The organism is Hymenobacter duratus (genome assembly GCF_014698995.1).
Taxonomy (GTDB): domain Bacteria; phylum Bacteroidota; class Bacteroidia; order Cytophagales; family Hymenobacteraceae; genus Hymenobacter; species Hymenobacter duratus.
Genome location: NZ_JACWZZ010000001.1, coordinates 566,293 through 591,452 on the forward strand (window position 1 = coordinate 566,293; position 25,160 = coordinate 591,452).

Annotated in this window: 24 protein-coding genes; 9 read left to right on the top strand and 15 right to left on the bottom strand. The window is 56.4% G+C overall.

Annotated elements, in window-relative coordinates:
- Positions 1 to 17 precede the first annotated feature (17 nt).
- Positions 18 to 1,085 (top strand): RluA family pseudouridine synthase, encoded by a 1,068-nt coding sequence (locus IC231_RS02345; RefSeq protein WP_190783003.1) that lies wholly within the window; start codon positions 18 to 20, stop codon positions 1,083 to 1,085.
- Positions 1,086 to 1,170: 85 nt separating this feature from the next.
- Here IC231_RS02345 and IC231_RS02350 read toward each other — a convergent pair whose 3' ends face one another.
- The 8 genes from IC231_RS02350 to mazG form a co-directional block, all read right to left on the bottom strand.
- Positions 1,171 to 2,781 carry a tetratricopeptide repeat protein gene (locus IC231_RS02350; RefSeq protein WP_190783004.1) on the bottom strand — a complete coding sequence of 537 codons (1,611 nt, stop codon included), beginning with the start codon at positions 2,779 to 2,781 and terminating at the stop codon, positions 1,171 to 1,173.
- Positions 2,782 to 2,828: 47 nt separating this feature from the next.
- On the bottom strand, positions 2,829 to 3,800 hold the full coding sequence (locus IC231_RS02355; protein ID WP_211538816.1) for a PstS family phosphate ABC transporter substrate-binding protein: 972 nt from the start codon (positions 3,798 to 3,800) through the stop codon (positions 2,829 to 2,831).
- 462 nt (positions 3,801 to 4,262) lie between these two features.
- Positions 4,263 to 5,087, bottom strand: a complete 825-nt coding sequence (locus IC231_RS02360; RefSeq protein WP_190783005.1) for an energy transducer TonB — start codon at positions 5,085 to 5,087, stop codon at positions 4,263 to 4,265.
- Between the two features lie 228 nt (positions 5,088 to 5,315).
- On the bottom strand, positions 5,316 to 6,143 hold the full coding sequence (locus IC231_RS02365) for an energy transducer TonB (protein ID WP_211538818.1): 828 nt from the start codon (positions 6,141 to 6,143) through the stop codon (positions 5,316 to 5,318).
- Positions 6,140 to 6,661 carry an ExbD/TolR family protein gene (locus tag IC231_RS02370; RefSeq protein ID WP_190783006.1) on the bottom strand — a complete coding sequence of 174 codons (522 nt, stop codon included), beginning with the start codon at positions 6,659 to 6,661 and terminating at the stop codon, positions 6,140 to 6,142. The genes IC231_RS02365 and IC231_RS02370 overlap by 4 nt, the downstream gene beginning before the upstream one ends.
- Before the next feature lie 12 nt (positions 6,662 to 6,673).
- Positions 6,674 to 7,297: an ExbD/TolR family protein gene (locus tag IC231_RS02375; RefSeq protein WP_190783007.1), complete on the bottom strand. Its 624-nt coding sequence runs from the start codon at positions 7,295 to 7,297 to the stop codon at positions 6,674 to 6,676.
- A gap of 65 nt (positions 7,298 to 7,362) precedes the next feature.
- Positions 7,363 to 8,241 (bottom strand): MotA/TolQ/ExbB proton channel family protein, encoded by an 879-nt coding sequence (locus IC231_RS02380; RefSeq protein ID WP_190783008.1) that lies wholly within the window; start codon positions 8,239 to 8,241, stop codon positions 7,363 to 7,365.
- 257 nt (positions 8,242 to 8,498) lie between these two features.
- Positions 8,499 to 9,338 (bottom strand): nucleoside triphosphate pyrophosphohydrolase, encoded by an 840-nt coding sequence (gene mazG / locus IC231_RS02385; protein ID WP_190783009.1) that lies wholly within the window; start codon positions 9,336 to 9,338, stop codon positions 8,499 to 8,501.
- Positions 9,339 to 9,517: 179 nt separating this feature from the next.
- Here mazG and glmM point away from each other — a divergent pair, with 179 nt between their 5' ends.
- Positions 9,518 to 10,912, top strand: coding sequence for a phosphoglucosamine mutase (glmM, locus tag IC231_RS02390; RefSeq protein ID WP_190783010.1), 1,395 nt, complete (start codon positions 9,518 to 9,520; stop codon positions 10,910 to 10,912).
- 104 nt (positions 10,913 to 11,016) lie between these two features.
- Positions 11,017 to 12,165 (top strand): cysteine desulfurase family protein, encoded by a 1,149-nt coding sequence (locus tag IC231_RS02395; protein WP_190783011.1) that lies wholly within the window; start codon positions 11,017 to 11,019, stop codon positions 12,163 to 12,165.
- Between the two features lie 78 nt (positions 12,166 to 12,243).
- On the opposite strand, the gene IC231_RS02400 is transcribed toward IC231_RS02395, so the two are convergent.
- The gene (locus IC231_RS02400; RefSeq protein ID WP_190783012.1) at positions 12,244 to 13,431 is read right to left on the bottom strand and encodes a hypothetical protein; all 1,188 of its coding nucleotides are present in this window, start codon (positions 13,429 to 13,431) and stop codon (positions 12,244 to 12,246) included.
- Positions 13,428 to 14,417, bottom strand: coding sequence for a DUF2157 domain-containing protein (locus tag IC231_RS02405; protein ID WP_190783013.1), 990 nt, complete (start codon positions 14,415 to 14,417; stop codon positions 13,428 to 13,430). The genes IC231_RS02400 and IC231_RS02405 overlap by 4 nt, the downstream gene beginning before the upstream one ends.
- A 150-nt stretch (positions 14,418 to 14,567) precedes the next feature.
- Here IC231_RS02405 and IC231_RS02410 point away from each other — a divergent pair, with 150 nt between their 5' ends.
- Positions 14,568 to 15,224 (top strand): hypothetical protein, encoded by a 657-nt coding sequence (locus IC231_RS02410; RefSeq protein WP_190783014.1) that lies wholly within the window; start codon positions 14,568 to 14,570, stop codon positions 15,222 to 15,224.
- A gap of 71 nt (positions 15,225 to 15,295) precedes the next feature.
- Positions 15,296 to 15,775: a PRC-barrel domain-containing protein gene (locus IC231_RS02415; RefSeq protein ID WP_190783015.1), complete on the top strand. Its 480-nt coding sequence runs from the start codon at positions 15,296 to 15,298 to the stop codon at positions 15,773 to 15,775.
- 78 nt (positions 15,776 to 15,853) lie between these two features.
- Here the strand turns inward: IC231_RS02415 and hemH are convergent, their stop codons facing one another.
- The gene (gene hemH, locus IC231_RS02420; protein WP_394368197.1) at positions 15,854 to 16,891 is read right to left on the bottom strand and encodes a ferrochelatase; all 1,038 of its coding nucleotides are present in this window, start codon (positions 16,889 to 16,891) and stop codon (positions 15,854 to 15,856) included.
- 231 nt (positions 16,892 to 17,122) lie between these two features.
- Here hemH and era point away from each other — a divergent pair, with 231 nt between their 5' ends.
- From era to IC231_RS02435, 3 genes are all read left to right on the top strand, one after another.
- A complete protein-coding gene (era, locus tag IC231_RS02425; RefSeq protein ID WP_211538820.1) occupies positions 17,123 to 18,022 on the top strand; it encodes a GTPase Era in 900 nt (299 codons plus the stop codon).
- Positions 18,023 to 18,210: 188 nt separating this feature from the next.
- On the top strand, positions 18,211 to 19,533 hold the full coding sequence (gene der / locus IC231_RS02430; RefSeq protein WP_190783018.1) for a ribosome biogenesis GTPase Der: 1,323 nt from the start codon (positions 18,211 to 18,213) through the stop codon (positions 19,531 to 19,533).
- A 149-nt stretch (positions 19,534 to 19,682) separates the two neighbouring features.
- On the top strand, positions 19,683 to 19,919 hold the full coding sequence (locus tag IC231_RS02435; protein WP_190783019.1) for a hypothetical protein: 237 nt from the start codon (positions 19,683 to 19,685) through the stop codon (positions 19,917 to 19,919).
- Between the two features lie 89 nt (positions 19,920 to 20,008).
- Here IC231_RS02435 and IC231_RS02440 read toward each other — a convergent pair whose 3' ends face one another.
- The 4 genes from IC231_RS02440 to IC231_RS02455 form a co-directional block, all read right to left on the bottom strand.
- Positions 20,009 to 20,575: a hypothetical protein gene (locus IC231_RS02440; protein ID WP_190783020.1), complete on the bottom strand. Its 567-nt coding sequence runs from the start codon at positions 20,573 to 20,575 to the stop codon at positions 20,009 to 20,011.
- 161 nt (positions 20,576 to 20,736) lie between these two features.
- Positions 20,737 to 21,537, bottom strand: a complete 801-nt coding sequence (gene murQ, locus IC231_RS02445) for an N-acetylmuramic acid 6-phosphate etherase (protein ID WP_190783021.1) — start codon at positions 21,535 to 21,537, stop codon at positions 20,737 to 20,739.
- Between the two features lie 92 nt (positions 21,538 to 21,629).
- Complete coding sequence (locus tag IC231_RS02450; protein ID WP_190783022.1) at positions 21,630 to 21,914, bottom strand: cytochrome b5 domain-containing protein; 285 nt, start codon at positions 21,912 to 21,914, stop codon at positions 21,630 to 21,632.
- A 31-nt stretch (positions 21,915 to 21,945) separates the two neighbouring features.
- The gene (locus IC231_RS02455) at positions 21,946 to 23,133 is read right to left on the bottom strand and encodes a formimidoylglutamase (RefSeq protein WP_190783023.1); all 1,188 of its coding nucleotides are present in this window, start codon (positions 23,131 to 23,133) and stop codon (positions 21,946 to 21,948) included.
- 201 nt (positions 23,134 to 23,334) lie between these two features.
- Here IC231_RS02455 and IC231_RS02460 point away from each other — a divergent pair, with 201 nt between their 5' ends.
- Positions 23,335 to 25,116, top strand: coding sequence for an AMP-dependent synthetase/ligase (locus IC231_RS02460; protein WP_190783024.1), 1,782 nt, complete (start codon positions 23,335 to 23,337; stop codon positions 25,114 to 25,116).
- The last annotated feature ends 44 nt before the right edge of the window (positions 25,117 to 25,160 follow it).

The following is a 25,160-nucleotide window of genomic DNA, read 5'->3' on the forward strand; positions in this document are numbered from 1 at the left end:
AGCCTGCCAGATGCCATATGACTTCCGCTGACCTCCACGAAGAAGAATTGCCTGAACAGTACGTGTCGCCTGATGAGGATGACGCGGACGAAGGCGACGAGCTGTACGAGCACCACCGCATTCAGGCCAACCGCCGGCAGGAGCTGCTGCGCCTCGACAAGTTTCTGATGAACCGGCTGCCCCACGCTACCAGAACCAAGCTGCAGAATGCCATCAAGGCAGAAGCGGTGCAGGTAAACGGACGGGCGGTGAAGTCAAACTACCGGGTAAAGCCCAACGACGTCATTACGATTACGCTGCCTGAGCCACCGCGCGAATACAAGGTGATGCCTGAGGAAATGGACTTGGACATTCGCTATGAAGACGAAGCCCTGTTGCTTGTGAACAAACCGCCTGGCTTGGTAGTCCATCCGGCTTTTGGCAACTGGACCGGTACGCTGGTGAACGGCTTGACGCATCACCTCAACAATCTGCCTACGGGCCGCAACGGCGAAATCCGGCCCGGCCTGATACACCGCATCGATAAGGATACCTCGGGTCTGTTGGTTGTTGGCAAAACAGAGTGGGCCATGACGCATCTGTCGCAGCAGTTCTTCCACCACACCATCGAGCGGACGTATCTGGCACTCGTGTGGGGTATTCCGAAAGAGAAGCAGGGCACGATTCGCAGCAATATCGGCCGCAGCCTGAAGGACCGGAAGGTGCAAGCCATATTTCCGGAGGGCGACCAGGGCAAACGCGCCGTAACCCATTATAAAGTGTTACAGACCTTCGGCCATGTGGCTTTGGTGCAGTGCAACCTCGAAACAGGCCGCACGCACCAGATTCGGGTACACATGAAGCACATCGGTCATCCACTATTTTCAGATAGTACCTACGGCGGCGACAAGGTGCTGTACGGTCAGCGGACGGGGGCCTATAAAGCCTTCGTAGAAAAAGCTTTTGAACTCATGCCCCGGCAGGCGCTACATGCCAAATCGTTAGGGTTTGTGCACCCAACTACCAACGAGCAGTTGCAGTTTGAGACGGAGCTTCCGGCCGATTTTGCTTCCCTGTTGGCGCACTGGGAAAAGTTTGTTTCCTGACTACCTGCCAATAAAGACAAGACGGCACCAAAAAAAGGCCCGCTACAGCAGTAGCGGGCCTTTTCAATGAAATGCTCAAACGAAACTATTTCTTTTTCGGAGCAGCTTTGACCGGAGCCTTGGCAGGAGCCTTCATCGAGTTGATAACTGAGTTGGCGCTTTCGTTATTAGGATCGAGAGCCAGCACCTCCTTGTAATACGGAGCAGCAGTAGTCTTGTCGCCTTTCTGGTAGTAATAGTAGCCGAGGTAGCTATTTGCCTCTACCAAACCATCCTTATACTTCGAAGGGTCAGCTTTGGCCATTTCGATGTATTTCTCATAGTAAGGCTTGGCAAGACCCTGCTTGGAGTCTGGATCCATGTAGTAGTTCGCTTTAGCCCGCATCAGGTAGCCAGGAACATAAGTAGGACGCGCAACCAGCACTGCGTTGTAGAGGCTGTCAGCTTTGTCGTACTGCTTGTTACCGCCGTAAGCTACAGCCAGACGAATCTGGTCAGTGAGTTCAGGCGTGCCATCCGCTTTCATCTTGGCCTGATAAGCTTTGATGGCAGCCGGGTAGTTTTTGGCCAGCATATAGCTCTGGGCTAGCTCGTTCTGCAGCTCACCAGCCTTCTTGGGGTCAGCGGCAATTGCCTTCTGGATGGCCGCGGTTCCTTCTTCAGAACGGCCTGCCTTGGAAAGGATCTTACCGTAGTACACATAGTCTTCGGTAATGAGCTTGTCGGCAGGCTGTATTTTCATGTACGCCTCCATAGCAGCCAGGGCTTCGGCATTCTTGTTGGTTTCGAACAACGAGTATGCCTTCAGGCGGTTCATAGTCACGTTCTGCGGGTCACGAGCCAGCACCTTTTCCACTTCTACCAGCGCTTCCGGATATTTCTTCGTCAGGAACAGGAAGGAAGCATATTTGGCATCCGTACCGGGCGACTTTTCAGCTACACCCTGGTACTTCTGGAACGTAGCCAGTGCCTCATCGTACTTGCCAGCATAGAAGTACGTTTCTGCCAGGGCGTTGTAAGCGGGGGCGTAGTTCGGATCAACAGCTACGGCTTTCTCAAAAGCCGTACGCGCATCGTTGTAGTTGCGCGAACGTACGTTCAACTCTCCTTTGCGGAAGCTGGCCAGCGCGCTGTTGGGGTCAGCCATCAGGGCCCGCTCGTAGCTGTTCATTGCTTCGCCACCGCCGTTTTCCGACTTGGCATAGATGTCACCGCGCGCAATCATCAGCGCTGCATCATCCTTGTTCTTGTTCAGTTTGTGCGCCGCCTCTACATAGGAGAGACCTTTCGATGCGTCCTTCAGATCCGACTCGGCGTAGGCCTGCGCAATCATCGTATACACCTTGGCGTCCTTGCCTTTGCTGGCTTTCACCGCATTGTCAAACTGCACCTGTGCCTCAGCTGCTTTGCCCTGTGCCAGAGCGGCACGGCCAGCAGCTACCATCGTCATCGGGTCCTTAGGGTTCAGACTGATGCGGTTGAAGTAGAATGCTGCCGAGTCTGGCATATCGCGCATCTGGTACAGACGACCCAGTTCGAACGACGCTTCGGGCGATGAGCCCTGGCGGAGCAGTGCCGCGCGGGCTTCACTGTAGCGCTCCAGTTCAATGGCCTTCTGAGGAGTCTGGGCGAATGCGGCAGAGCCGGAAACTGACAAGGCAACGAGGAATGAAAGATTCCAGGGCTTGAAGTTCATGAGCATTGGATGTTGGAAAATGGTGTGTTTGTGGAAAAGAAGCAGACTTACTGTTTCGTAGTGGTCACGATACGAGTTTGCCCGGTAGCCGGCATCAGTCCTGACTTCAGAACAATCAGCTGGCCTTTGGTACCTGCTACGAAGGATGCAAAACCGGTGCCAAGACCGGCCCGCCCCTCGCGGCTGATGATATACACTTCCCGGCGGAGCGGGTAGGTTTTAAGGGCCAGATAGGCCTGATACGGTTGCAGATAATCGTCGGGCGAGGCCGGCTTATCCGACTTGCTGATACCGGCTACATGTACGCGTTTTAGGAACCGTTGCACAGCCGCATCATCCCGGTCGCTAATCCAGTTTGCGCCTACGATACCAATGGCGTTCGGATGAGTTGCAACGTAATCCAGCAGCGCGGGGTTCGATTTTGCTGCAAAAACCCGCTTGGTAAGTGCCGTACCTCGCGTGATGGAATCCTGAACGTAGCGGGTTGTGCTGGAGCGGTTCGCATCAAATACAACATCAATTTCTCCCAGCGGGTTCTTACCGCTTATCTGCTTCCAGGAAGCACTTTGCCCCGTAAAAATGGCTTTCAGTTGCGCCATAGTCAGCAGCGAATCGGGGTTCGAGGGGTGCACAATGATGGCCAGACCATCGGTGGCAATTTTGGTAGTGCGCGGAATAAGCTTCTGGCTCTCCAACTTGGCCTTCTCCGCCGCAGTCAACTGCCGCGCTATCACAATGGCGCGCACCTTACCAGTCATCAGGTCATTGGCAACGTAGTCTTCCGCCTTGTAGGCTGCTTCCACATGCGCATAGGTGTAGAGCTTCTGAAAGGTATCTACCTGCGACTTCAGGATGGGTGCAAACGTCTCATCGACACTGATCTGAATGCGGCCACTGGTAGGCGTGTCATCATTCGGCCCGGTATTAGCTCCCGGATTCTGATTACAGCCAGCCAGCAGCAGGACGGCAGATGCCAGCAACAGGCCGGAGGTGCGCAGATTATCGAATGGTGCGTTCATGCTTGGAGGAAGAGTTCTGGAAATGTTCCCGATAGATGCGGACAAATCTAATGATTCCGTAAACCACGAATACGCCTCCCAGTATGCGGCGGGTGCTCATCGTTAGGTTCAGGGGAATGGGTGCTACCCACAAACATACCCCTAATCCCATATATACGATGGTCATGAAAAGGAGGAAGTAGCGCAGCAGCAGTTTCGGGGCCGTTTGGTTCAGGCGTTCCTCAGTGGTGGGGCGGTTCAGCATAGCAGGCAGGTCAGCGCAAAATCTTGTAAGCAGTATAACACGAAATTTCCCGAGCCTGGTTCGCCTGAACGAATCACAGGGATGGTTATTGCCACAAAAAAAGTCAAAAATCAGCCAGTCTGGGAAAGACCGGCTGATTTTTGACCTGTTATAAATCAATTCCAACTTTCCTGAAAGCCGGGCAGCGTGATGCTCAGCTTCTCGCCGACTGGAATAAGCTAGTCGTAGCGGAACGTAATGGGCATGTTGTAGCGCACTGCAACTGAGCGTTTGTTCTGCTGCCCCGGTACCCAGGCTGGCATTCCCTTTACCACCCGCACGGCCTCTTCATCGGTGCCAAAGCCCAATCCTTTCAGCACCTGCACGTCGGCAATAGACCCATCAGCCTGCACGGTAAAGGAGATGAATACCTTGCCTTCAATGTTGCTGCGTAAGGCCAACGGCGGATATTTGAGGTTCTTCTGCATGTACTTCATCAGAGCCTCGTTTCCACCCACAAATTGTGGCATCACTTCGGCAGTGATAAAAGGTGCGGGCGGGGATGCCGGTTTCGTGGTGCCTGAATCTGATTTGCCCGTACCAGTCCCGGTCCCTGTACCCGATTTGCCAGTCGAGCCGGCTATAGTCTCAATATCGGTTATCGGACCCACGTCAGTTATCGTGGGTTTGACAATTTCCGGCTTCACCAGTTCGTCTTTCACCACTTGGGTAGCAATATCCTGTGCGGGCGGCCTCACAATGGGACGTACTGGTGCGACGGGTGGAGCTACTTCCTTATGCGAGTCAAGTACCGGCGGCTTCATCAGTTCCACTACTGGAGGGGGCAATTCTATAGGGGCAGCCGCCTCTACAAGAGGAGGAAACAGCCACCGCACAATCAGGGGGGAGCTGATGAAGAGCAGACTCAGCAGAATGGCAATGGCCGATGCACGAGCCAGGTGCTGGTGGTAGAGGCGCCGCAGAATGAAGGCGCCGTAGGCTTTGTTGCGCCCCTCGAAGACCATGTCGTCAAGGGTGGCGGTGCGCAGATCGAGGGTGTTCATGGGATATATGGGCTAAAGGTGAAACGGATACACACAGCGCATTCCCAAGCCCGGCTCATTCTCACGTCTTCACGGCACACACCGCCTGGCTTTCAGGGGTATAACGGCCTCTGTTTCCTATATAGTATGCAAGCCGTATAAATAATCTGAAAATAAAAAACCCACAACCGGCACGTGCTGGTTGTGGGTTTTTTCAATGAATCAGGCCCAGGCCCGATTCTGGTATGCTTATTTAATAGCGAAGGTTACCGGTACGGTGTAGGATACGCTCACGGCGCGGCCGTTCTGCTTACCCGGTGCAAACTTCGGCAGGTTCTTGATAACCCGCATTGCTTCTTCGTCGCAACCGGCTCCAATACCCTTCTGAGTTTTCACATCCGTCACCTGACCATCCGGACCTACTACGAAGGCAATGAACACCTTTCCTTCTACTTGATTCCGCAGAGCCAGCGCCGGGTATTTGATGTTCTTGGCAATGTACTGTAGCAAGGCTTCCTGGCCACCAGGGAATACGGGCATTTGTTCCACGTACTGGTACACCTTCTGCTCTACTACTTCTTCCACCACCTTAGTGCCTTCACCTTCCAGCCCGTTCAGGTCGATTGGGTTGTCGGTGTTGCCTTTCACAGTGACGGTCGAAACTACCTTGTCTTCCAATTCCTTCTGATCCGGAATTTCCTCCACTTTCCGTACTTCCTCATCTTTCTTCACTACCGGAGGCGTGAACTTGATGGTAGAAAGCTTGGGTGGTGGCGGTGGTGGCGCCTCCGGTGGCGGGGGCGGTGGTGGTGGTTTGGTCTGGTCCAATGGAGGAGCATCCATCAGGACGTTTTCCTTCAGCATCTTGTCCTCTTCTACTACTGTGTTATCGCTGAAGATCCGCGCAATCAGCGGGAAGCTCACGATCAGAGCAAAAAAGGCAACTGCGATGAGAAGGGCGCGCGTGACGTGCTTGTTGTACAAGCGCCGCAACACATACGCACCGTAGGCTTTATTCCGGCCTTCGAATACGATGTCGTTGAGACTCGCCTGCGCTATTTGCGCATTATCCATCATAGCCCGGAGGATTTAATGAGTTCTAAGTCAGCCTTCGAGATATCCACCAACGCATATTTCTTTTGGTCGGTGATGTTCATCTCATCCAAGATATCCACCATGTTCTGGTAGTTGGACTTGTCGTCCGGCTTGATCAGAACCACCGTTTTGGGGTTCTGGCGCTGCCGGGCCAGCAAGACCTTGCGGATCCCATCGGCAGAGTAGTCCGAGAGCTTCAGCTCGGGCTTCACGTCGTCGGCCAGCAGGCCTTCGTAGTAGTAAAGCTTGTTGGCTTCACCCATTACGATAGTGAAAGCATCCGAGGCTTTGATCTGAGACTGATCTTCCGGGTTCTTTTCCTTAACCGGCATGGTCAGCTGCATCACGTTCGGCTTGTTGAACGTGGTAGTCAGCATGAAGAAGGTCAGAAGCAGGAAGGCCAAGTCTACCATGGGGGTCATGTCGATTTTGGTCGACATTTTTTTGGCCCGCTTCTTTCCTCCTTTACCGGAGTCGGCTTGTTGTTGTATTTCTGCCATGTCGCTGCTGGTTTAACGGCTCACTACCGGCTTGTTCTCCAGGTCGGTGATGAGGTTGAAACGGTTGATGTTCTTGTTTTGCATCAGCTGAATGACACGCTTCACCGTCGCTACGTCTGCGTTGTTGTCGCCTTTGATGGCAATAAACGTAGGCTTGCCAACGGCTTCCTGATTGGCCTTACGCGCCTCCATAACCCAGTCCATCAACTGAACTGTATCGGTAACGGAAAGCAAGCCAGGCTGCTTTACTTCTTTGCGCTTCTCAGTACTCATATCGAGCAATGAGCCAAGCTGCTGCACCGGTACGCCGAAGCTGTTCAGGCCGCCAAAGGCGTTCTTTTGCTTTTGCGTGAACGTGACGCCGTACTTGGCAGCCATCTTGTCGAGCAGCAGAGGCTTGGCCTTGTCGCTCTCCAAGCCGAAAAACACCCGCTTGTCCTTATCGATAAGAATGCGGATAACGTTGCTTTCGGGAAGCTTGAAGTCGGAAGTAGAGGCAGGAGTGTCAACCACTACCACTTCCTCCGGGGAGAACTTGGTAGTCAGCATGAAGAACGTCACCAGCAGGAAGGCCAGATCCACCATCGGGGTCATGTCCAGCGAGGGGCCGGTTCTGTGAGGCTTTACTTTACCCATTTCGTGCGTGGTTGAGAATATTCAGAAAAACGAAAACTGTGAGGCTCTAGTGCGTTAACCGCGACTTAAGCCGTATAAGTTTCCGTCGTCTTCTCGCCATGCTGGGCAGCGAAGGTCTGAATGATGCTGAAGCCAGCCTCGTCGATGCTGTAGGTCAGCTCGTCAATCTTGCTGGTGAAGTAGTTGTAGGCAATGATGGCAATGGCCGAACCGGCAATACCGATAGCCGTGTTGATCAGTGCTTCCGAAATACCTTCTGCCAGTGCTACTGCGTCGGGGTTACCGGCCTGGGCCAGAGCCGAGAAGGCCTTGATCATACCGAATACCGTACCCAGCAGACCTACCAGCGTCGATACCGAAGCAATGGTAGACAGGATAACGAGGTTTTTCTCCAGCATGGGCAGCTCCAGAGTCGTCGACTCTTCGATTTCCTTCTGGATGGCCAGGATCTTCTGGTCTTTGTCCATGCCACGCTCACGTGCCATTTCCTGGTACTTCAGCAGGCCCGACTTAACTACGGCGGCTACCGAGCCTTTCTGCTGGTCGCAGGCAGCAATGGCACCGGTGATGTCGTTTACGTTCAGTTTCTGACGCACGGTACGAACGAAGCTTTCTACACCTTTTGAACCCTTGGCTTTGCTGATAGTCAGGAAACGCTCAATCGAGAAGGTCAGTACCAGCAGGAAAAGCGTCATCAGCAAGGGTACGATGACACCACCTTTGTACACCGTACCGAGGTAATTGCCGGGCAGAGCTGCGTTAGCGTTGTCATTACCCACAAAGTTACCGGGAGCACCCAGCACAAATTGGAAGATGAGTATGCTTACGATGAAGGCCAGCGGAATCACGATGGCGGCAAACGCGGATCCGCCTTTCGCCTCACCCTTGGGCGCGGCAGGAGCGGCAGGCCGCACGTTCTTGTTCAGGGCATTCTTTTGTTCCATTGTTCCGGAGAATTAGGGGGGGTTGTGGTGAAAGGTAAACTGGTGTAAAATGGGTAAACGAGCGGTAGACAGCCTTAAAGACAACAGTGCCCCGCTCACCCGCACGTATTGCCGACGGCAAAAAACGTGGGTCTGCTCGTGTGCGGGGCCCGTCCGAAATTCAGTCTATCCTTGGCAAACCTAATTAAAAAATCGGAGTGTCGCCAAATGAAATCGGGGTTTAAACGCTTTAAAACGGGTAGGGCCCCGAAAAAAGGCTATTTCTTAGGTGTGGCAGGAGTGGAGGAAAGGGCTTGCTTTTTGGCCTGCTCCCAATACACGTCCATCTGAGCCAGGGTCAAGTCGCGGAGTTGGTGGCCGTCCCGCGCTGCTTCAGTTTCGAGGTATTGAAAGCGGTGAATGAATTTATGGTTGGTACGTTCGAGAGCTTCTTCAGGATTGATGCCGGCGTGCCGGGCAAAGTTGATCAGTGAAAACAGTAGGTCGCCAAACTCAGCGGCGGCCCGCTCCGGATTGATTGCCGCCGGTTCGGCGTGCGCAAATTCTGCCTGAAACTCACCAAGTTCCTCCTGCACCTTCTCCCAGACCTGCTCTGGCCGCTCCCAGTCGAAGCCCGCACCGCGCGCTTTCTCCTGGATGCGCATCGCCTTCACAAGAGCCGGTAGCGAAGTAGGTACGCCACCAAGCACCGACGTGTTGCCTTTTTCCTGCAGTTTAAGCTGCTCCCAGTTGCGTTTTACCTCTTCTTCGGTTTCGGCCTGCACGCTGCCGTAGATGTGCGGATGCCGGAAAATAAGCTTTTCGCACTGTGCGTTTAGCACATCGGCTATATCGAACTGGCCGGTTTCGGAGGCTATTTTGGCATAGAAAATCAAGTGTAGAAACACGTCGCCCAACTCCTTTTTCAGGTCCGGCAGGTCGTGGCGAATGATGGCGTCGCTGAGCTCGTAGGTTTCTTCGATGGTGAGATGGCGCAGGCTTTCCAGGGTTTGCTTCCGGTCCCAGGGGCATTCGGCGCGCAGGCGCTCCAGTACATCAAGCAGGCGGCCAAAGGCTTCCAGTTGAGCCGGGCGGCGGTTGGGAGTGTTGTATTCCATTAGTCCAAAGATACAACGCCGTGCTTCACTCCGTCGTTAGGTCGTCATGGGAGGGAAGAAAGCGGAGTTGCGCCGCTACCCCTCCGGCCCGCACAAGGCAGCGGCACAGAATACGTACTTTCATAGCGAAAGCAGGGGCATTTCTCTACTTTTGCCCATTCAAAAAACAGACTTGGCTTGTGGCACTGATTAAATCCATTTCGGGCATCCGGGGTACTATTGGCGGCGCAGCCGGCGAAGGCCTGACGCCCATCGACATTGTAAAGTACGCGGCGGCCTTTGGCACGTGGGTCCTCAATACCACCCAAAACAATACCATCGTCATCGGGCGCGACGCACGCATCTCTGGCGAGATGGTGAGCAAGCTGGTAGCGGCTACGCTGCAGGGCCTGGGCATCGACGTAGTAGACCTGGGCCTGAGCACAACTCCTACCGTAGAAATGGCGGTGCCAGCCAAAAACGCGGGTGGAGGCATTATCCTGACGGCTTCGCACAACCCGAAGCAGTGGAACGCACTGAAACTGCTCAACAACAAAGGCGAGTTTATCTCGGACGCGGAAGGCCAGAAAGTGCTGGCTCTCGGCGACTCCGAAGCCTTCGACTTTGCGCCCGTAACCAAACTGGGCCAGTACAGCACCGACGACACCTTCCTGCAGGAGCACATCAACACCATTCTGGCGCTGCCGCTGGTGGATAAGGCCGCCATCAAGGCCAAGAACTTCCGGGTGGTGGTAGATGCGGTGAACTCCACGGGTGGCTTTGCCGTGCCGATGCTGCTGGAGCAGTTGGGCGTGGAGGTTATCGAGAAGCTGTTCTGCGAGCCAACCGGCGACTTTGCGCATAACCCCGAACCGCTGCCCGAAAACCTGCGGGAAATTGCCAAAACGATGGAGAAAGGCTCCTTCGACCTGGGCATTGTGGTGGACCCCGACGTGGACCGCCTGGCGCTGGTGAACGAAGACGGCACCATGTTCGGCGAAGAGTACACGCTGGTGGCCGTGGCCGACTACGTGCTGCAGCAGAACGGCGGCGGCAACACCGTCAGCAACCTGAGCAGCACCCGCGCCCTGCGCGACGTGACGGAAAAGCAGGGCGGCCAGTACGCCGCTGCGGCCGTGGGCGAGGTGAACGTGGTGACCAAAATGAAGGAAACCAACGCCGTAATTGGCGGCGAAGGCAACGGCGGCATCATCTACCCGGAGCTGCACTACGGCCGCGACTCGCTGGTGGGCATTGCGCTTTTCCTGAGCCATCTGGCCAAAACCGGCCTCACCATGACGCGGCTGCGGGCCTCGTACCCCAGCTACTTCATCTCGAAAAACAAGATTGAGCTGACGCCGGAAATCAACACCGATCAGGTGCTGGAGCAGATGCAGCAGCGCTACGCTAAGCAGCCCGTCAACACGATTGATGGCGTAAAAATCGAGTTTGATAAGGAGTGGGTACACCTGCGCAAGTCGAACACGGAGCCTATCATCCGGATTTACGCCGAGTCGGATTCCAACGCCACCGCCGACCATCTGGCCAATAAAATCATTGCCGACATCAAGGAAATTATTTCGGTGAAGAGCTAAGGCTGGTCACTGCATTTTTTGCCTCTTGACAGAAGGATTCCGGCTACCCCGCCGGAATCCTTTATTTTTGTGGCCGTTGCCACCCACAACCTACGTTGCCGCCCATGACTGTTTACTTCGATAACGCCGCCACCACGCCCCTGGACCCCGAAGTGCTGGATGCTATGCTGCCTTTTATGCGGGACTATTTCGGCAACCCCAGCAGTATTCATGGACACGGGCGGCAGGCGCGGGCAGCCATCGAAAACGCACGCAAAAGCATTGCGCACCTAATTAATGCGGCGCCGGCTGAAATCGTGTTTACCTCGTGTGGTACGGAAGCCGACAACTACGCCGCTTTTGGCAGTGTCCGGCCGCTGGGGCTGAAGCACATAATTACGTCGCGGCTGGAGCACCACGCGGTGCTGCACACCACACAGGCCCTGGAAAAGTGCGGTGATGCCCAACTCAGCTACCTGCGCCACGATGCGCAGGGCCGCCTGGATCTGGCGCATCTGGAGGAGCTGCTGGCCACGCATCCGCGCACTTTCGTGAGCCTAATGCACGCCAACAACGAAATCGGCAACCTGAACGACATTGCTGCCATTGGCGAAATCTGTTCCCGCCACGATGCCGTGTTCCATACAGATACAGTGCAGACCATGGGGCACTACCGGCACGATGTGCAGCAGCTGAAAACCCACTTTCTGGTGGGCTCGGCGCACAAATTCCACGGTCCGAAAGGGGTGGGGTTCCTCTACCGCCGCTCGGGCCAGAACTTGGATGCCCTGATTCATGGCGGCTCGCAGGAGCGCAACCAGCGGGCCGGCACCGAAAACGTGTACGGCATCATTGGGCTGGCTAAGGCGCTGGAAATTGCGTACCGCGACATGGCGGAGCACCAGCGTCACATTCAGGGGCTGAAGGACCGGTTTATTGAAAAGCTGCAGGCTGAAATTGAAGGTGTGCAGTTCAATGGTACCTCAGCCGATACGGAGCACAGCCTCTACACCGTTCTGAGCGTGAGCCTGCCGCCTTCCTCCCTGAACGAGATGTTGCTGTTCAACCTCGATATCAATCACATATCGGTGTCGGGTGGCTCGGCATGTACCAGTGGTGCCCAGGCTGGCTCGCACGTGCTGCAGGCCCTGGGCGCCGACCCCGACCGGGGAACCATCCGTTTCTCTATGAGCAAGTACAACACCGTGGAGGAAGTTGACTACGCCGTAGAGCAGCTCGCCAAAATGTACCGCAAAGAGCCGCTGAAAGTATAGGCACCCTGTATACATAAAAAAGCCGCCTGTGCATTCGTCGTGCAGGCGGCTTTTTTATGCCGATTCCAAATGATGGAGTTAGAAACTGCCCTCGGCACCGCCGCCGCCGGAATGGCCGCCCCCAAACTGAAAGCCGGGCGGCGGCGCCTGCGGCACTACCGCCGTCTGGGCTACCACCAACGACTCCAGGTTGAAATGGGAGGAATGGTCATCATTGGGCAGAGAAGTAAGGCCATGACGGGCCGGACGCAGGTAGCGCGCCGCCCAGGCCGCCAACGCCAGCAGCACGGTCCCGGCCAGCACAGCGGCTATTTCCGGCGGCATCAGGGCACGGTAGTAGCGTAGCGTGAAGATTGAAAAAACCGCGGCTGCCAGGCCTGTGAGCAGCCATATCCGGCTGGGGCGGCGCAGCCCTATGGCTATGTACACGAGCGGAATACTTGCCGTGAACAGATAGAACAGCGGTGCAAACGGAATCTGAGAGGAAACGTACTCGCCACTGATCTGCGCATTGCCTTCCCGCACGATGTAGTAGTTGCCGCCCAGATAGAACGTAGCCAGCGCCAACGCCTGCAGCCCTAGCAGGCAGGGCCGGTAATACAGGTAATCGGGCCGGCGGCCTAGCCGCTTCACCAGCCAGTAGGCCGCCCCCGAGGCCAGCATCAGCACAAACGGCAGCATCAGCCGGCCCACCGGGAACTGCAACAGCCAGTTGGCCATCAGGAGCAGCAGAAGCAGGTAAGTGCCTGCAGCTACCAGCCGGTCGGCGTAGCGGATAGTGGCAACCAGAAACAGCAAAAACAGAGGCCACAGAATCAGGAACAGGTAGCTGCTGCCCAGCGAAGTGCCGTAGCGCGCTGAATAAGGTACGGCATCTGACACAGCATCAACCAGAAACACCGTAAACCAGCCCAGTGTGATGTAGAGCAGGGCCTGGTCGGCGCCGGCATGGTACAGGCGAGAGTTGCGGATAAAGAATTCCAATGCCGCCAACGTTCCCAAACCGCACATTGCCGCTACAGCCTTGAGGTGGTCGAATTCTGTGAGCAGCGCAAAAAAAACGGCCCCGCCAAACGCGCCAATGCAGGCGAAAATGAACAGCCCGATGCGCAGAAACAACCCCGGTCGGTAGAAATCGAGGGGATAGGCAGTCTGGATGGCCAACTGCTGCGCGGGCGCCAGCAGGCCCCGGCGGTGCCAGCGGGCAGTGGCGGCGTGCATGGCTTCGTGTAGCGGCCAGGCAGGGTTGTAGGCTTTCCAGCTCATGGGCGTTGTAGAAATTTCTTGCCGTTGACAAACAGCAGAATGATACCAACTGCCGAGAGCGTGAAGTAGAACGTAATAATCAGCTCTGCACCTGCGCCACGACTGAGCTCCAATGCCCTGAAAAACAGATACGACACCGTGAGGTAGCCGTACAGCAGGCCCATCAGCAGAAACAGGTACGACTGGGTGCGGCGCGCATACCACACCAGCGCCGCGCTCAGCGCCAGAATCAGCGGAACGACCACCACTTTGGGCAGGAATGGCTGCGGGTAGAAATCGAACAAAGCGGCCGTGGCGGCCAGCAGCGCCAGGTTGGCCCCCAGCGAAATGTAAGTGAAGGCAAAATGCGGCTTGCGGCGGTTAAGGTCGGCATCCAGCCCCACGCCGGTCAGCAACAAGCCCAGCAGCACCGCTACGCCGCCGAGGCGCGTGGTGAAGAAATTATTGTTGGTGAAGGCCGAAACCGGCGCAATGCTGACGCCCACCCACGAAGCCAGCGCCGTAATGCCCATGGCCAGCACGCCCCGGTGGTCGAAGCGGTACGCCAGCCCGAGAAACAGCACGGCCGGCAGGATGGTAGCCAGCCCGTAGCGGCTTCCGAACACATTGTATTGCATCTGCAGGTAGGTTTCCAGGGCCAGAAACAGCAGGCAGCCCAGCAGCAGCGCATACTCGGGTACAAAGCCGGGAACTGTGACCTGGCCCCACGTGAAGGGCTGCCGATGCCGCACCGCATAGCCGAAACCGGCCATCATCAGCAGAAATATGCTGGCAATGATGACGCCGTGCCCGATTTCGTCGAGGTGTTGGTACAGCAGTACGCCCAGCCCTCCGGTAAGCAGCGTGATGCCCAGATACAGCGCCGCCCGCAACTCCTGGTGCAGTGAAAAAGGCCGCGTCCGCTCATCCTGCGCAATTGCAGCAGCTTGTTCGGGCGGCAGTAGGCCGCAGGCTTCCAAATCGGCAAGTAGCTGGTCGGAGCGCATAAGCAGTGAGGGGTAAGTTGCCGTTGGTGCGGCTAAACATAGCAGTTTGCTGAATACCAAGGCGCCGCAGGATGGCAAAGAAAAGCGTCTGGCGTATCGTATTTTGGCCTGCCTTCGTATGGATGGCCCAAACCCTAGCCCGCTTCCTTTATGGCCGACATCAACATTCAACGCAAAAAAAGCTCGCCCAGCCCCTGGCTTCTGATTCTACTGGTGCTGGCCGTGGTAGGTGCCGCTGCCTGGTACCTGTTGCGCCACGATGATCCGCAGGCCGGTAGTTCGCCATCCAGCTCCGTAGAGCAAACCGTCAGCCCGGCCCCCGACACCACTACCGGTGCCGAAACCGGCCCGCGGCCTGCAGATGCTGAAGCCGTAGGTGATATGGCCTCCGAAGCCGCACCCGTAACACCGGAAGTGCTGGCAGGCTTCGCCAAAACCAACCCTGCGCAGCCTGGCTACTCGCGCGAAGGACTACGGCTATTAACCTCAGCCCTGGTAGAGCTGGCTGACCGCGACGATCTGCGCGATGCGGCGGTAAGCGAAAAGCGTGATGGCCTGACCAGCGCTACCGCCCGCCTTGCTGAGCCAAACACCAGCGTGCGGCCTGGGTTTGTGGCCGCCGCCGGCCTCATGCAGGCCATGCAGCAGAAACGTTATCCGGTACTGGAACCTGCCGTGGCAGAGCTGGTGGGCCGTGCTACGCAGCTCTCGGGCCGCACCGAAACGGCCGCCGACCAAAAGCAGACCCAGGAGTTCTTTGTCCGTGCTGCCGAAATTGTGCGCACGCTGAGTGAGCCGGCTTCGTAGAAAAGCACCATCCGTAAAGCATTAAGCCCCATTTTATTGTGGAACCAACTCATATCCCTTCTGCCGGAAGCATGCATCTGCGCCGCCTGCGCGACCTGACCGACTACGAAGTGGCCGACGGCAACCCGGATGTGCGCGGCTGGACCGTGCGCGGCGGCGACGGCCGCCCTTTCGGTGAAGTCACGGAGCTGATTGTAGAAGAAGAAACGCTGAAGGTGCGCTACCTTGATGTGGAGCTGAGTGCCAGCCTCAACATCAACGACCGGGAGCGGCACATTCTGATTCCGATTGGAGTGGCCGCGCTGGACGACGACGGCGACAACCTGTTCGTGCCCTCGCTCACGCTGGACTCAGTATTGGAGTATCCTCCATATCAGGAGTTTCAGATTACGCGCGAGTACGAAGAAGCCATGCTGCGCGCCCTGCGGCTGGAGCTGCCCGCGCACTCAACCGGCCCCTTCTATGAGCAGCCGTCCTTCGATGAAGGTCACTTCTACGGCACGCGTCGCGCGGCTGGCCTACCGTCTGGCTTCCGCCGCCGCGAAGTGTAGTGCACAGTCATCTGTCAATACCGAAAAAGCCCCTTACGCTTCCGCATAAGGGGCTTTTTCGGTATTGATAAAGGCGTCTTAGTTCCGGCGAATCATGTCGGCTACGGCCTGTACCCATTGCGGGTGCGAGTTCAGGCTGGGTACCAGTTGCCAGTGCTGCCCACCGGCTTCCTCAAACAGCTCCTTGAATTCCTCGCCCACCTCAATTGTCGTTTCCAGGCAGTCGGCCACAAAAGCGGGGGAGAAGGCAAGCACGCTCTTGATGCCTTTGGCCGGCATTTCCTTGATAACCTCATCAGTATAGGGCTGCAGCCATGGGTCGCGGAGGCGGCTCTGCAGGCGGCTCTGGAATGTGGTAGTGTACTGCTCCGGCGCCAAACCCAGTGCTTTGCCCAACTGCCGCGACGTTTCGAAGCACTGGGCGCGGTAGCAGTAACGGTTGTTTTTGTTGTAGCTGGCGCAGCAGGTGCCCAGCTTGCAGTAGTTGTTGTGGCTGCCCTTCAGCACGTGCCGCTCTGGAATGCCGTGGTAGCTGAATACTACATGGTCGTAGTCGTGCTTGGCCATTTCCTCTTTGCCCAGCGTAGCAAACGTACCAATAAAGCCGGGGTCTTCCACGAACGTGCTGATGAAGGAAATGCTGGGCACCACCCACCACTTGCTCACCAGTTCCATCACCTTTTCCTGCACCGAGCCCGTGCTGGCCGCCGCATATTGCGGAAACAGCGGCAGCACAATAATCCGGTCTACAGCCGCGTCGCGCAGTTCCTGCAGGGCACTCTCGATGCTGGGGTTCTGGTAGCGCATCCCGAAAGCCACCAGGTAGTCCTTGCCCAGCTTTTCCTGCACCAGCTTTTGCAGGTCCAGGCCGTGGTAGAGCAGTGGGGAGCCGCGCTCCGTCCAGAGTTGCTGATAGATTTTGGCCGACTTGGGCGCACGCAGCGGTACCACCAGCCCCTGAAACAGCGGGTAGCGGATAGCGGCCGGCATGTCAATCACGCGGGCATCGGTCAGAAACTCGTTGAGGTAGCGGCGCACGTCGCTGGTCTGCGGCGAGTCGGGGGTGCCGAGGTTCACGAGCAGAACACCAATGCGGCCGTTAGTGGGAGCGGAAATGGGCATAGAAGGTAGCGCCGGGGCAATGCCGGTGCGGCAGAACGGTGAAGAAAGAGGAGTAGTCTGCGGGGGGTGAACTGCAAAGGTCGCACAACCATTCGCGAACTAAAACCTGATGTATCTCATCTTTCAGTTGGGGTACAGACAATCTTCCGCCGGCTGATGTTTACCAAGCTGGCGGTGGGGCACGCGAAAACCCGTACCTTTGCAGGCCAATTTTCAGATCCTGAAGTGAATACCGAACCTACACCGCACCGCGCTGGCTTCGTGAGCATTATCGGCAAGCCCAACGTGGGCAAGTCCACGCTCATGAACGCCCTGATGGGCGAACGGCTCAGCATCGTTACGAGCAAAGCCCAGACCACGCGTCACCGTATCCTGGGCATCCTCAACGGCGAAAATTTCCAGCTGGTCTACTCCGACACGCCCGGCATTATTCAGCCTAAATACGAGCTGCACAACGCCATGATGTCGTTTGTATACTCGTCGCTGGAAGATGCCGACGTGGTGCTGTTTGTGACCGATATCTACGAAAAGCACGACGAAGAGCCCGTGGTGGAGCGTCTGCGCAAGATGGTGAACACGCCTATTTTCCTGCTCGTCAATAAAATAGATCAGGCCGACCAGGCCGAAGTGGAAGCTAAGGTGGAGTATTGGCAGGAGCATCTGCCCAATGCCACCCGCGTACTACCGATTTCGGCACTGGAAAAGTTCGGGACCGGCGAGCTGCTGGACCTGGTGCTGGCCAAGCTGCCCGAGCATCCTGCTTACTACCCCAAAGATGAGCTAACGGACAAGCCCGAGCGGTTTTTCGCGGCCGAGATGATCCGGGAGAAAATCTTCAAGCTCTATAAGAAAGAGGTTCCCTACAGCTGCGAAGTGGAGATTGAGGAGTTCAAGGAAGATGAAAATATCATCCGGATGCGCTCCATTATCTACGTAGAGCGCGCCAGTCAGAAAGGCATCATCATCGGGCAGCAGGGCACGGCGCTGAAGAAAGTAGGCACTTGGGCCCGCGAGGAAATGGAGAAGTTTTTCCAGAAAAAAGTGTTCCTCGAAATCTACGTCAAAGTCAACGAGAACTGGCGCACTGATCCGAAGGCTCTCACCCGCTTCGGCTACAATCAATAGACAGAAGAACGTCATTCCGAGCTTGTCGAGGAATCTTGCCAGAGGGTAACTAATTACCATTACAACCTCAGCACGCGAGATTCCTTGACAATCCCGGAATGACGTTCTAATCAACCACCGACCTCACATTCACTTAACTACTCCGGGCACTGCCGAAACTGGTCGGGCCGGCGGCTGGAGTCAGACACATGAAGAATACCATTGCAATTGTGGGGCGCCCCAACGTGGGCAAATCCACGCTCTTTAACCGCCTCGTCGGCCAGCGCAAGGCCATCATGGACGATGAAAGCGGCGTCACCCGCGACCGGCACTACGGCTACGGCGACTGGGTAGGCAAGTACTACACCGTCATCGACACGGGCGGCTACGTGCACAACTCCGACGATATTTTCGAAGGCGAAATCAACAAGCAGGTGAAGCTGGCCATTGACGAGGCTGATGTCGTGTTGTTTATGGTAGATGCCATGGCCGGCGTGCACTCCCTCGACGAAGAGTTTGCCAACGTAATGCGCCGCTATCAGGGCAAAAAGCCCATTTATGTGGTAGCCAACAAGGCCGATACCAACTCTCGTATCCACTCAGCCGGCGAATTCTACGCGCTGGGCGTCGGCGACGGTGAAATATTCCCGATTTCCTCCGCCAGCGGCTCCGGCACCGGCGACCTGCTCGACGCTGTAGTAAGCCACTTCGAGGAAGAAGGAGTGGAGGAGCCCGATGCTGGTATCCCGAAAATTGCCGTAGTCGGCCGCCCCAACGTGGGCAAGTCGTCGTTCGTGAACCTGCTGCTGGGCACCGACCGCAGCATCGTGACGGATATTGCCGGTACCACCCGCGACTCGATTCAGGCGCGCTACAACGCTTTCGGCAAGGAATTCATACTGGTGGATACGGCTGGTCTGCGCCGCAAAACCAAGGTGCACGAAGACGTAGAGTTCTACTCGGTGCTACGCTCCATCCGGGCACTGGAAGAGTCGGATATCTGCATCGTGATGCTTGATGCTACCCGCGGCATTGAGGCCCAGGACCTGAACATCATCGGGCTGGCCGACAAGAACCGCAAAGGCATTGTGATTCTGGTGAACAAGTGGGACCTGATTGAGAACAAAGAAACCAACACGGCCAAGGAGTTCGAGGACAAAATCCGCGAAAAAATAGCTCCTATCAGCTATCCACCCATCATCTTCATTTCGGTGCTCAGCAAGCAGCGTGTGCACAAGGCCATTGAAACGGCCATTGAAGTGTACGAAAACAAGCGCCGCAAAATTCCGACTTCGGAGCTGAACGAGGTGATGCTGAAGGAAATTGAGAAGTATCCGCCGCCCATTCAGAAAGGCAAGCTGGTGCGCATCAAATATGCCACGCAGCTCCCCACGCACAACCCCGTGTTTGCCTTCTTCTGCAACCTGCCGCAGTATGTGAAGGAAAGCTATTCGCGCTACCTGGAAAACCGCCTGCGCGAGCATTTCGACTTTACGGGCGTGCCAATCGGTATTGTATTCCGCAAGAAATAAGGTGGTTAGACGCTTGGTCAGGAAAAAACACGAATTTTTTCTGAACAGTCAGGTTACCTTCTGCCAAACTGAATATAAAGCTCCGATTCTCAGCCGTAAGGCGAAGAGTTTTCAATTCTGATTTTCACCCCCTCTTTTCTTTCAAAACCATGAAAAAAGTACTGTTCCTCGCCCTGGCCGCTGTTTCTTTCTCTTTCGCTTCTTGCGACAGCAAAACCGAAAACGCTCAAGAAGCTCAGGCTGAGCAGGTAGAAGAAGCTGGCGAAGCTAAGGCTGACGCTATGGAAGAAGCTGGCAACGAAGCTGGTGCTGACTCGGTAGAAAACGCTACTGAAGTTAAAGCTGACGCTATGGAAAACGCTGCTGACGCGCAAGACGCTAAGTAGTCTGACGCGCCTCCCGGCGCTCAAAAAAAGAGCCGCTTCCCTCGGGGAGCGGCTCTTTTTTGTTGGTTTCACCGGCCAATAAGCCGCATCTATCCCAAGCGGCGCTGAAGCAGGCCATCCACCACTTCAAATAGCTTGCGCGGCGGATACGTACGCCAAGGCATCTCATCCAGCTGGCCCCCAAAATTGATGTAGGAATCAAGGTTGTACTGGCGCATTTCGCGCGTCACGTGCTCCTGAAAGTTGACGGCCGCAATCCAGCCGTCTTCCACATCCTCAAACCACTCCTCGTAATAGTCGTCTTCTGCCCCATGAAAATTGAAGACACTTTCCCCGATGAGAATGAATTTGCGGATTCCCTCGTGCGTCATCAGGTCGATGATGTTGCGCTTGAGGTGCATCACGTCGTTTTCGATGGCGTCATTCCACTCCCCGATAAACTCGATGATGGCAATACCCAGTTCGTAGTCGACGAACAGAATCTTGAGGAACAGTGTCTCGGAGTCGAGGCTGTCCCACTGTGGGTGTATATAATAGCCGTAAATGGTGTTGACGTACGAGTCGAGACTGTTTTCGGCTTCAAATAGCGGAGAACGAGGATCTTCAGTAGCAGAATACTGGTCGATCCAGGCATAGTGCGGCTCAATGGTATGCATGGAGAGGAAGAAGAGGCGTAAGTGTCTGCTTACGCAGGCCCGAAAGGAAAGTCCCTGCAACTTCCCGTAGTGCCTAAACCCCGAAGAAAGACGACGGGTTTCCGGAAAGCCGGCCAAAACCACCGAGCCCCCTGAGCTCTACGCCACGCGACGCCTGGCTGCTACCGCTTAGCCGCCAGCGCTGCCCGCACGGAGCCGTGCCGCTGCAGCAGCTCCGCCGCTTCCGCCTGGCCAATGCCCAGCTCATCCATCAGCATCTTCTCGCCTCGGTCTACCAGCTTCGCGTTGGATAGCTGCATGTCCACCATTTTATTGCCCTTCACCCGGCCCAGCCGGATGAATGTGGCGGTGGTCAGCATGTTGAGCACCAGCTTCTGGGCTGTACCGGCCTTCAGGCGGGTGCTGCCCGTCACGAATTCCGGCCCCGTCACCACTTCTACTGGAAATTCGGCCACTGCCGCTACCGGAGAGTCGGCGTTGCAGACGACGCAGCCCGTGGCCAGCCCGTGCTGCCGGGCCTGCTCCAGCCCGCCTATCACGTAGGGCGTGCGGCCCGACGCTGCAATGCCTACCACTATATCTTTGGCCGTGATGTCGTGCGCTGTCAGGTCGCGCCAAGCTTGCTCGGCATCATCTTCGGCGTTTTCCACGGCCTTGCGGATGGCCGTGTCGCCTCCCGCAATCAGCCCCACTACCAGTCCGTGCGGCACCCCAAACGTAGGCGGGCACTCGGAGGCATCCAGCACACCCAGCCGGCCGCTGGTACCGGCTCCAATATAAAACAGCCGACCTCCGGCACCCAGCCGTGTTACGGTAGCTTCAACCAGCGCCTCAATCTGCGGCAGCGCCTTCGCTACCACCTGCGGCACCGTTTGGTCCACACTGTTGATGCCTTCCAGCAGTTCGCGTGTGCTCAGCGTTTCGAGGTGGTTGAAAAGAGAGGCGCTTTCAGTTGTATTCATGAGGAAAGTAGGTAACGGGTAAGACAGGCATTTCGGGCAAAATGAGCAGGCCGCGCTGCGAGCATATAGCGCCTCTTACGGCGTGCAGCGCTCTACGTAAGCCGGCCGACAACAGAAAAATTATCGAACACATTGGACGTGTGGGGCGCATCCCGTTCCAGCTCCTGGGTAAGGTCCTGGCCCGCCCAGTGCTCGTAGTGGTTGCCGCGGCGCCACAGGCGCGAACGAGTTACGTCATAGATAAGCCCCTGATAGGCTACCCAGATTTCGTCCCGGTCCTGGCCGTTGCGCAGGGCGAGTTGCCCGCGCGTATAGGCCGGCAGCTGATGGCTTATTGTTGGCTGGTGCTCGTTTGGGGCAGATAAGGATTCAGACATACAGGAAGACCAATCAACTAAAATTCAGCACTCAACCCAGCAGCGCCTGCGTCAGAATCCAGCGGTTGGGCAGGTCACCCTGAGAGGCATGGAAGTAGTCCTCGTAGCTGCACGGGACAATACGCTTCACTTCACCGGTCAGGTTCACTACTTCCATCCACCACCGCTCCGTTTGCTGCGACTTATAAAACACAATACGGTCGGGGCCGTCTTCCTTGTCCTCGTCCAAAGAAATAAGTTCGGGGGGGCCATGTAACCCGGCGGCGTAGCGGATGAAGTTGGGCCCCCGGAAGTCGGTTTCGCGGCGCCGGTGGTAGTAGCCCTCCACAAAATACCAGAGCATCGTGGCCAGGACGGACGCCGCCAGGCCGTGCGTATCATGGTCGGGCCTATACCCATAAAGGCCGAAGGAGCTGAGCTGGTCGTTGCAGCCGGCATACCAGGCCAGCTTGGCGGCCTCTTCGTTGGTGAGCCCAAACGGATTGGCCGGGTAGTAGCCGGGCGCGTCGTTCCAGCGTAGCGCCGCAATATCAAAGCTCACGAAATCAGCCTGGCGAAGCAGCGGTTCCGACTGCCGGATGTCGTCCCGAATCTGCCCCACGCGCAACGTTTCGAAATGCAGCTTTTCCAGCGCCGCCAGTACGTCCGGCGCCACCAGATATTGCTGGTGCGCCAACTGCGCGAAATTGAACAGGAAGCTGGGCTCGTGCATGAGCATGCGCCGCAGATGGCTCTCTTCCGGCGCGGCACAGTCCTGCTCGGCCATGTCCACCCGCGCATCTACGGCCGCAAAGCTGATGGGCCGGTCAAGGGTTTCGTAAGCCAGAAACTGCCCGTAATCCAGGTCGTGGGAGCCGCCCAGCAGAATAGGCACGGTGTTGTGTTCCAGTAGTATGGCCACGATTTCGCGCAGCCGCTGATAGGTGTCATCCAGGGTCAGGCCAGGCCGCAGGTTGCCTAAGTCAACGATGCGGGCCGGGCCGGTGCCTTTCTGTAACTGGTAAAAGCGGAGGCGTACCTCATCGGCGCCCTGCAGAGCGGGCGCGCCCGCAGCACTGCCGCGCCACTCATCCAGCCCGATAAGCGCTATGTCTGCCGCCCGCCAGTCAGGAAAAATATCCAGGAAAGCGGAGATGTACGTTGCCAACGCAGTGGCACTGGCGGCAGTAGCAGATGGTAGCTCTTCGTGGAGCGGATCAAAAAAAATGGCCAGATTCATCGGGCACGGAAGATGCGGACTCCGACAAAGCTACGCAAAAGCCTGCCACGGCCCTATTGGCTTTCTGCGGCGAATAGGAGCTTTCCCACGAAAAAAGTAGTTATTTAAGCGGCGTTTCCTGTTCGGCTTATGTAGTAAGGCCAGGCCGGAGCGCAAAACTGACCTTCATTCGCCAGTCCCACCTTAGTGCCTTTTCACTCTATGGACATTCGCCGTACGTTCGATATTCTGCCCAATCTGCAGCAGAAGTACAACAAACCAGACTGCTTCGCGGCCAAAATCAACGGCCAGTACACCCCCATCAGTACCGATGCGGTGGTAGAGCAGGTGAATCTGGTAAGCCTTGGTCTGCGCAATCTGGGAATTGGAAAAGACGACAAAGTCGCCATCATCTCCATGAACCGCCCTGAGTGGATGTTCGCCGATTTTGGTATTGCGCAGCTAGGTGCTACCAGCGTGCCCATGTACCCTAGCATCACGGTGGAAGACTACAAGTACATATTCGCCGATGCCGGGGTGAAAGCCGTTTTTGTGGCTGATGCGAAGCTGCTGGATAAAGTGCGCGAGGCCACGCAGGGCCTGAACATTCCGCCCGACAACGTCTTTACTTTCGATAAAGTGCCAGGTGCCCGGCACTTCTCCGAACTGCTGGAACTGGGCAAAAAAGGCAACCCTGCCGACCTGGAGCCCCTGAAAGCCGCCGTGCAGCCCGATGATCTGCTGACGCTCATCTACACTTCCGGCACCACCGGCCAGCCCAAGGGCGTCATGCTGACGCATAATAACCTGCTCAGCAACTGCCGCAATTCCCAACGCTTCGTGCCCGTCACGAAGGATGATAAAGCCCTGAGTTTCCTGCCGCTCTGCCACATCTTCGAGCGGATGGTAACGCATCTGTACCTCATCAACGGCGTGAGCATCTACTACGCCGAGAGCATGGAAACCATTGCCGACAACCTGCGCGAGGTGAAGCCCGAAATCTTCACTACCGTGCCGCGCCTGCTAGAAAAGGTCTACGACAAGATTGTCGCGAAAGGGCACACGCTGGAAGGCGTTAAGAAGAACCTGTTTTTCTGGGCCCTGGACCTGGGCCTGAAGTACGACAACCAGAAAGACCACGGCTTCTTCTATAACACGCAGCTCAAGCTGGCCAATAAGCTCATCTTCAACAAGTGGCGCGAGGCCCTTGGCGGCAACCTGCGGTGTATTGTGAGTGGGGGCGGGGCCCTGCAGCCTCGCTTAGCCCGCGTGTTCTGGTCGGCCGGCATTCGCGTGATGGAAGGCTACGGACTTACCGAAACCTCTCCCGTTATTGCAGTCGGCGGCTACGAGCCCGAAAACAACATGATTGGCACCGTGGGCCCTATCATCGACAACACCGAGGTAAAAATTGCTGCTGACGGCGAGATTCTAACCAAGTCGGAGTCGGTGATGAAAGGCTACTACAACAAGCCCGAGCTGACAGCCAAGGAATTCGACGAAGAAGGTTGGTTTCATACCGGCGACATCGGCGAGATGGTAGAAGGTAAATTCCTCAAAATTACTGACCGCAAGAAGGAGATGTTCAAGACCTCCGGCGGCAAATACATTGCTCCGCAGGTGCTGGAAGGCAAGCTGAAAGAGTCGCCGCTGGTAGAGCAGTGCATGGTGGTCGGCGACGGCCAGAAGTTTCCGTCGGCCCTCGTCATTCCCTCCTTCGACGACCTCAAGGGCTGGTGCAAGCGCAACGGCGTGGATTGCAACTGCTCCAATGAGGAGTTAGTCAAAAACGAGAAAGTGGTGAAGATGTACGAGGACCTCGTGCATAAGTACAACAACGGCTTCGCGCAGTGGGAGCAGGTCAAGAAAATAGCTCTGCTCCCGCAGCTCTGGACCGTGGAAACCGGCGAGATGACGCCCACCATGAAGGTCAAGCGCAAGGCTATTACCGAAAACAACAAAGACCTTATTGAAAGTCTCTATAACCGTGACGAACGGCGGTAAGTATCCAAGAAGCCCCACAATCCACTCGGTTGTGGGGCTTTTCG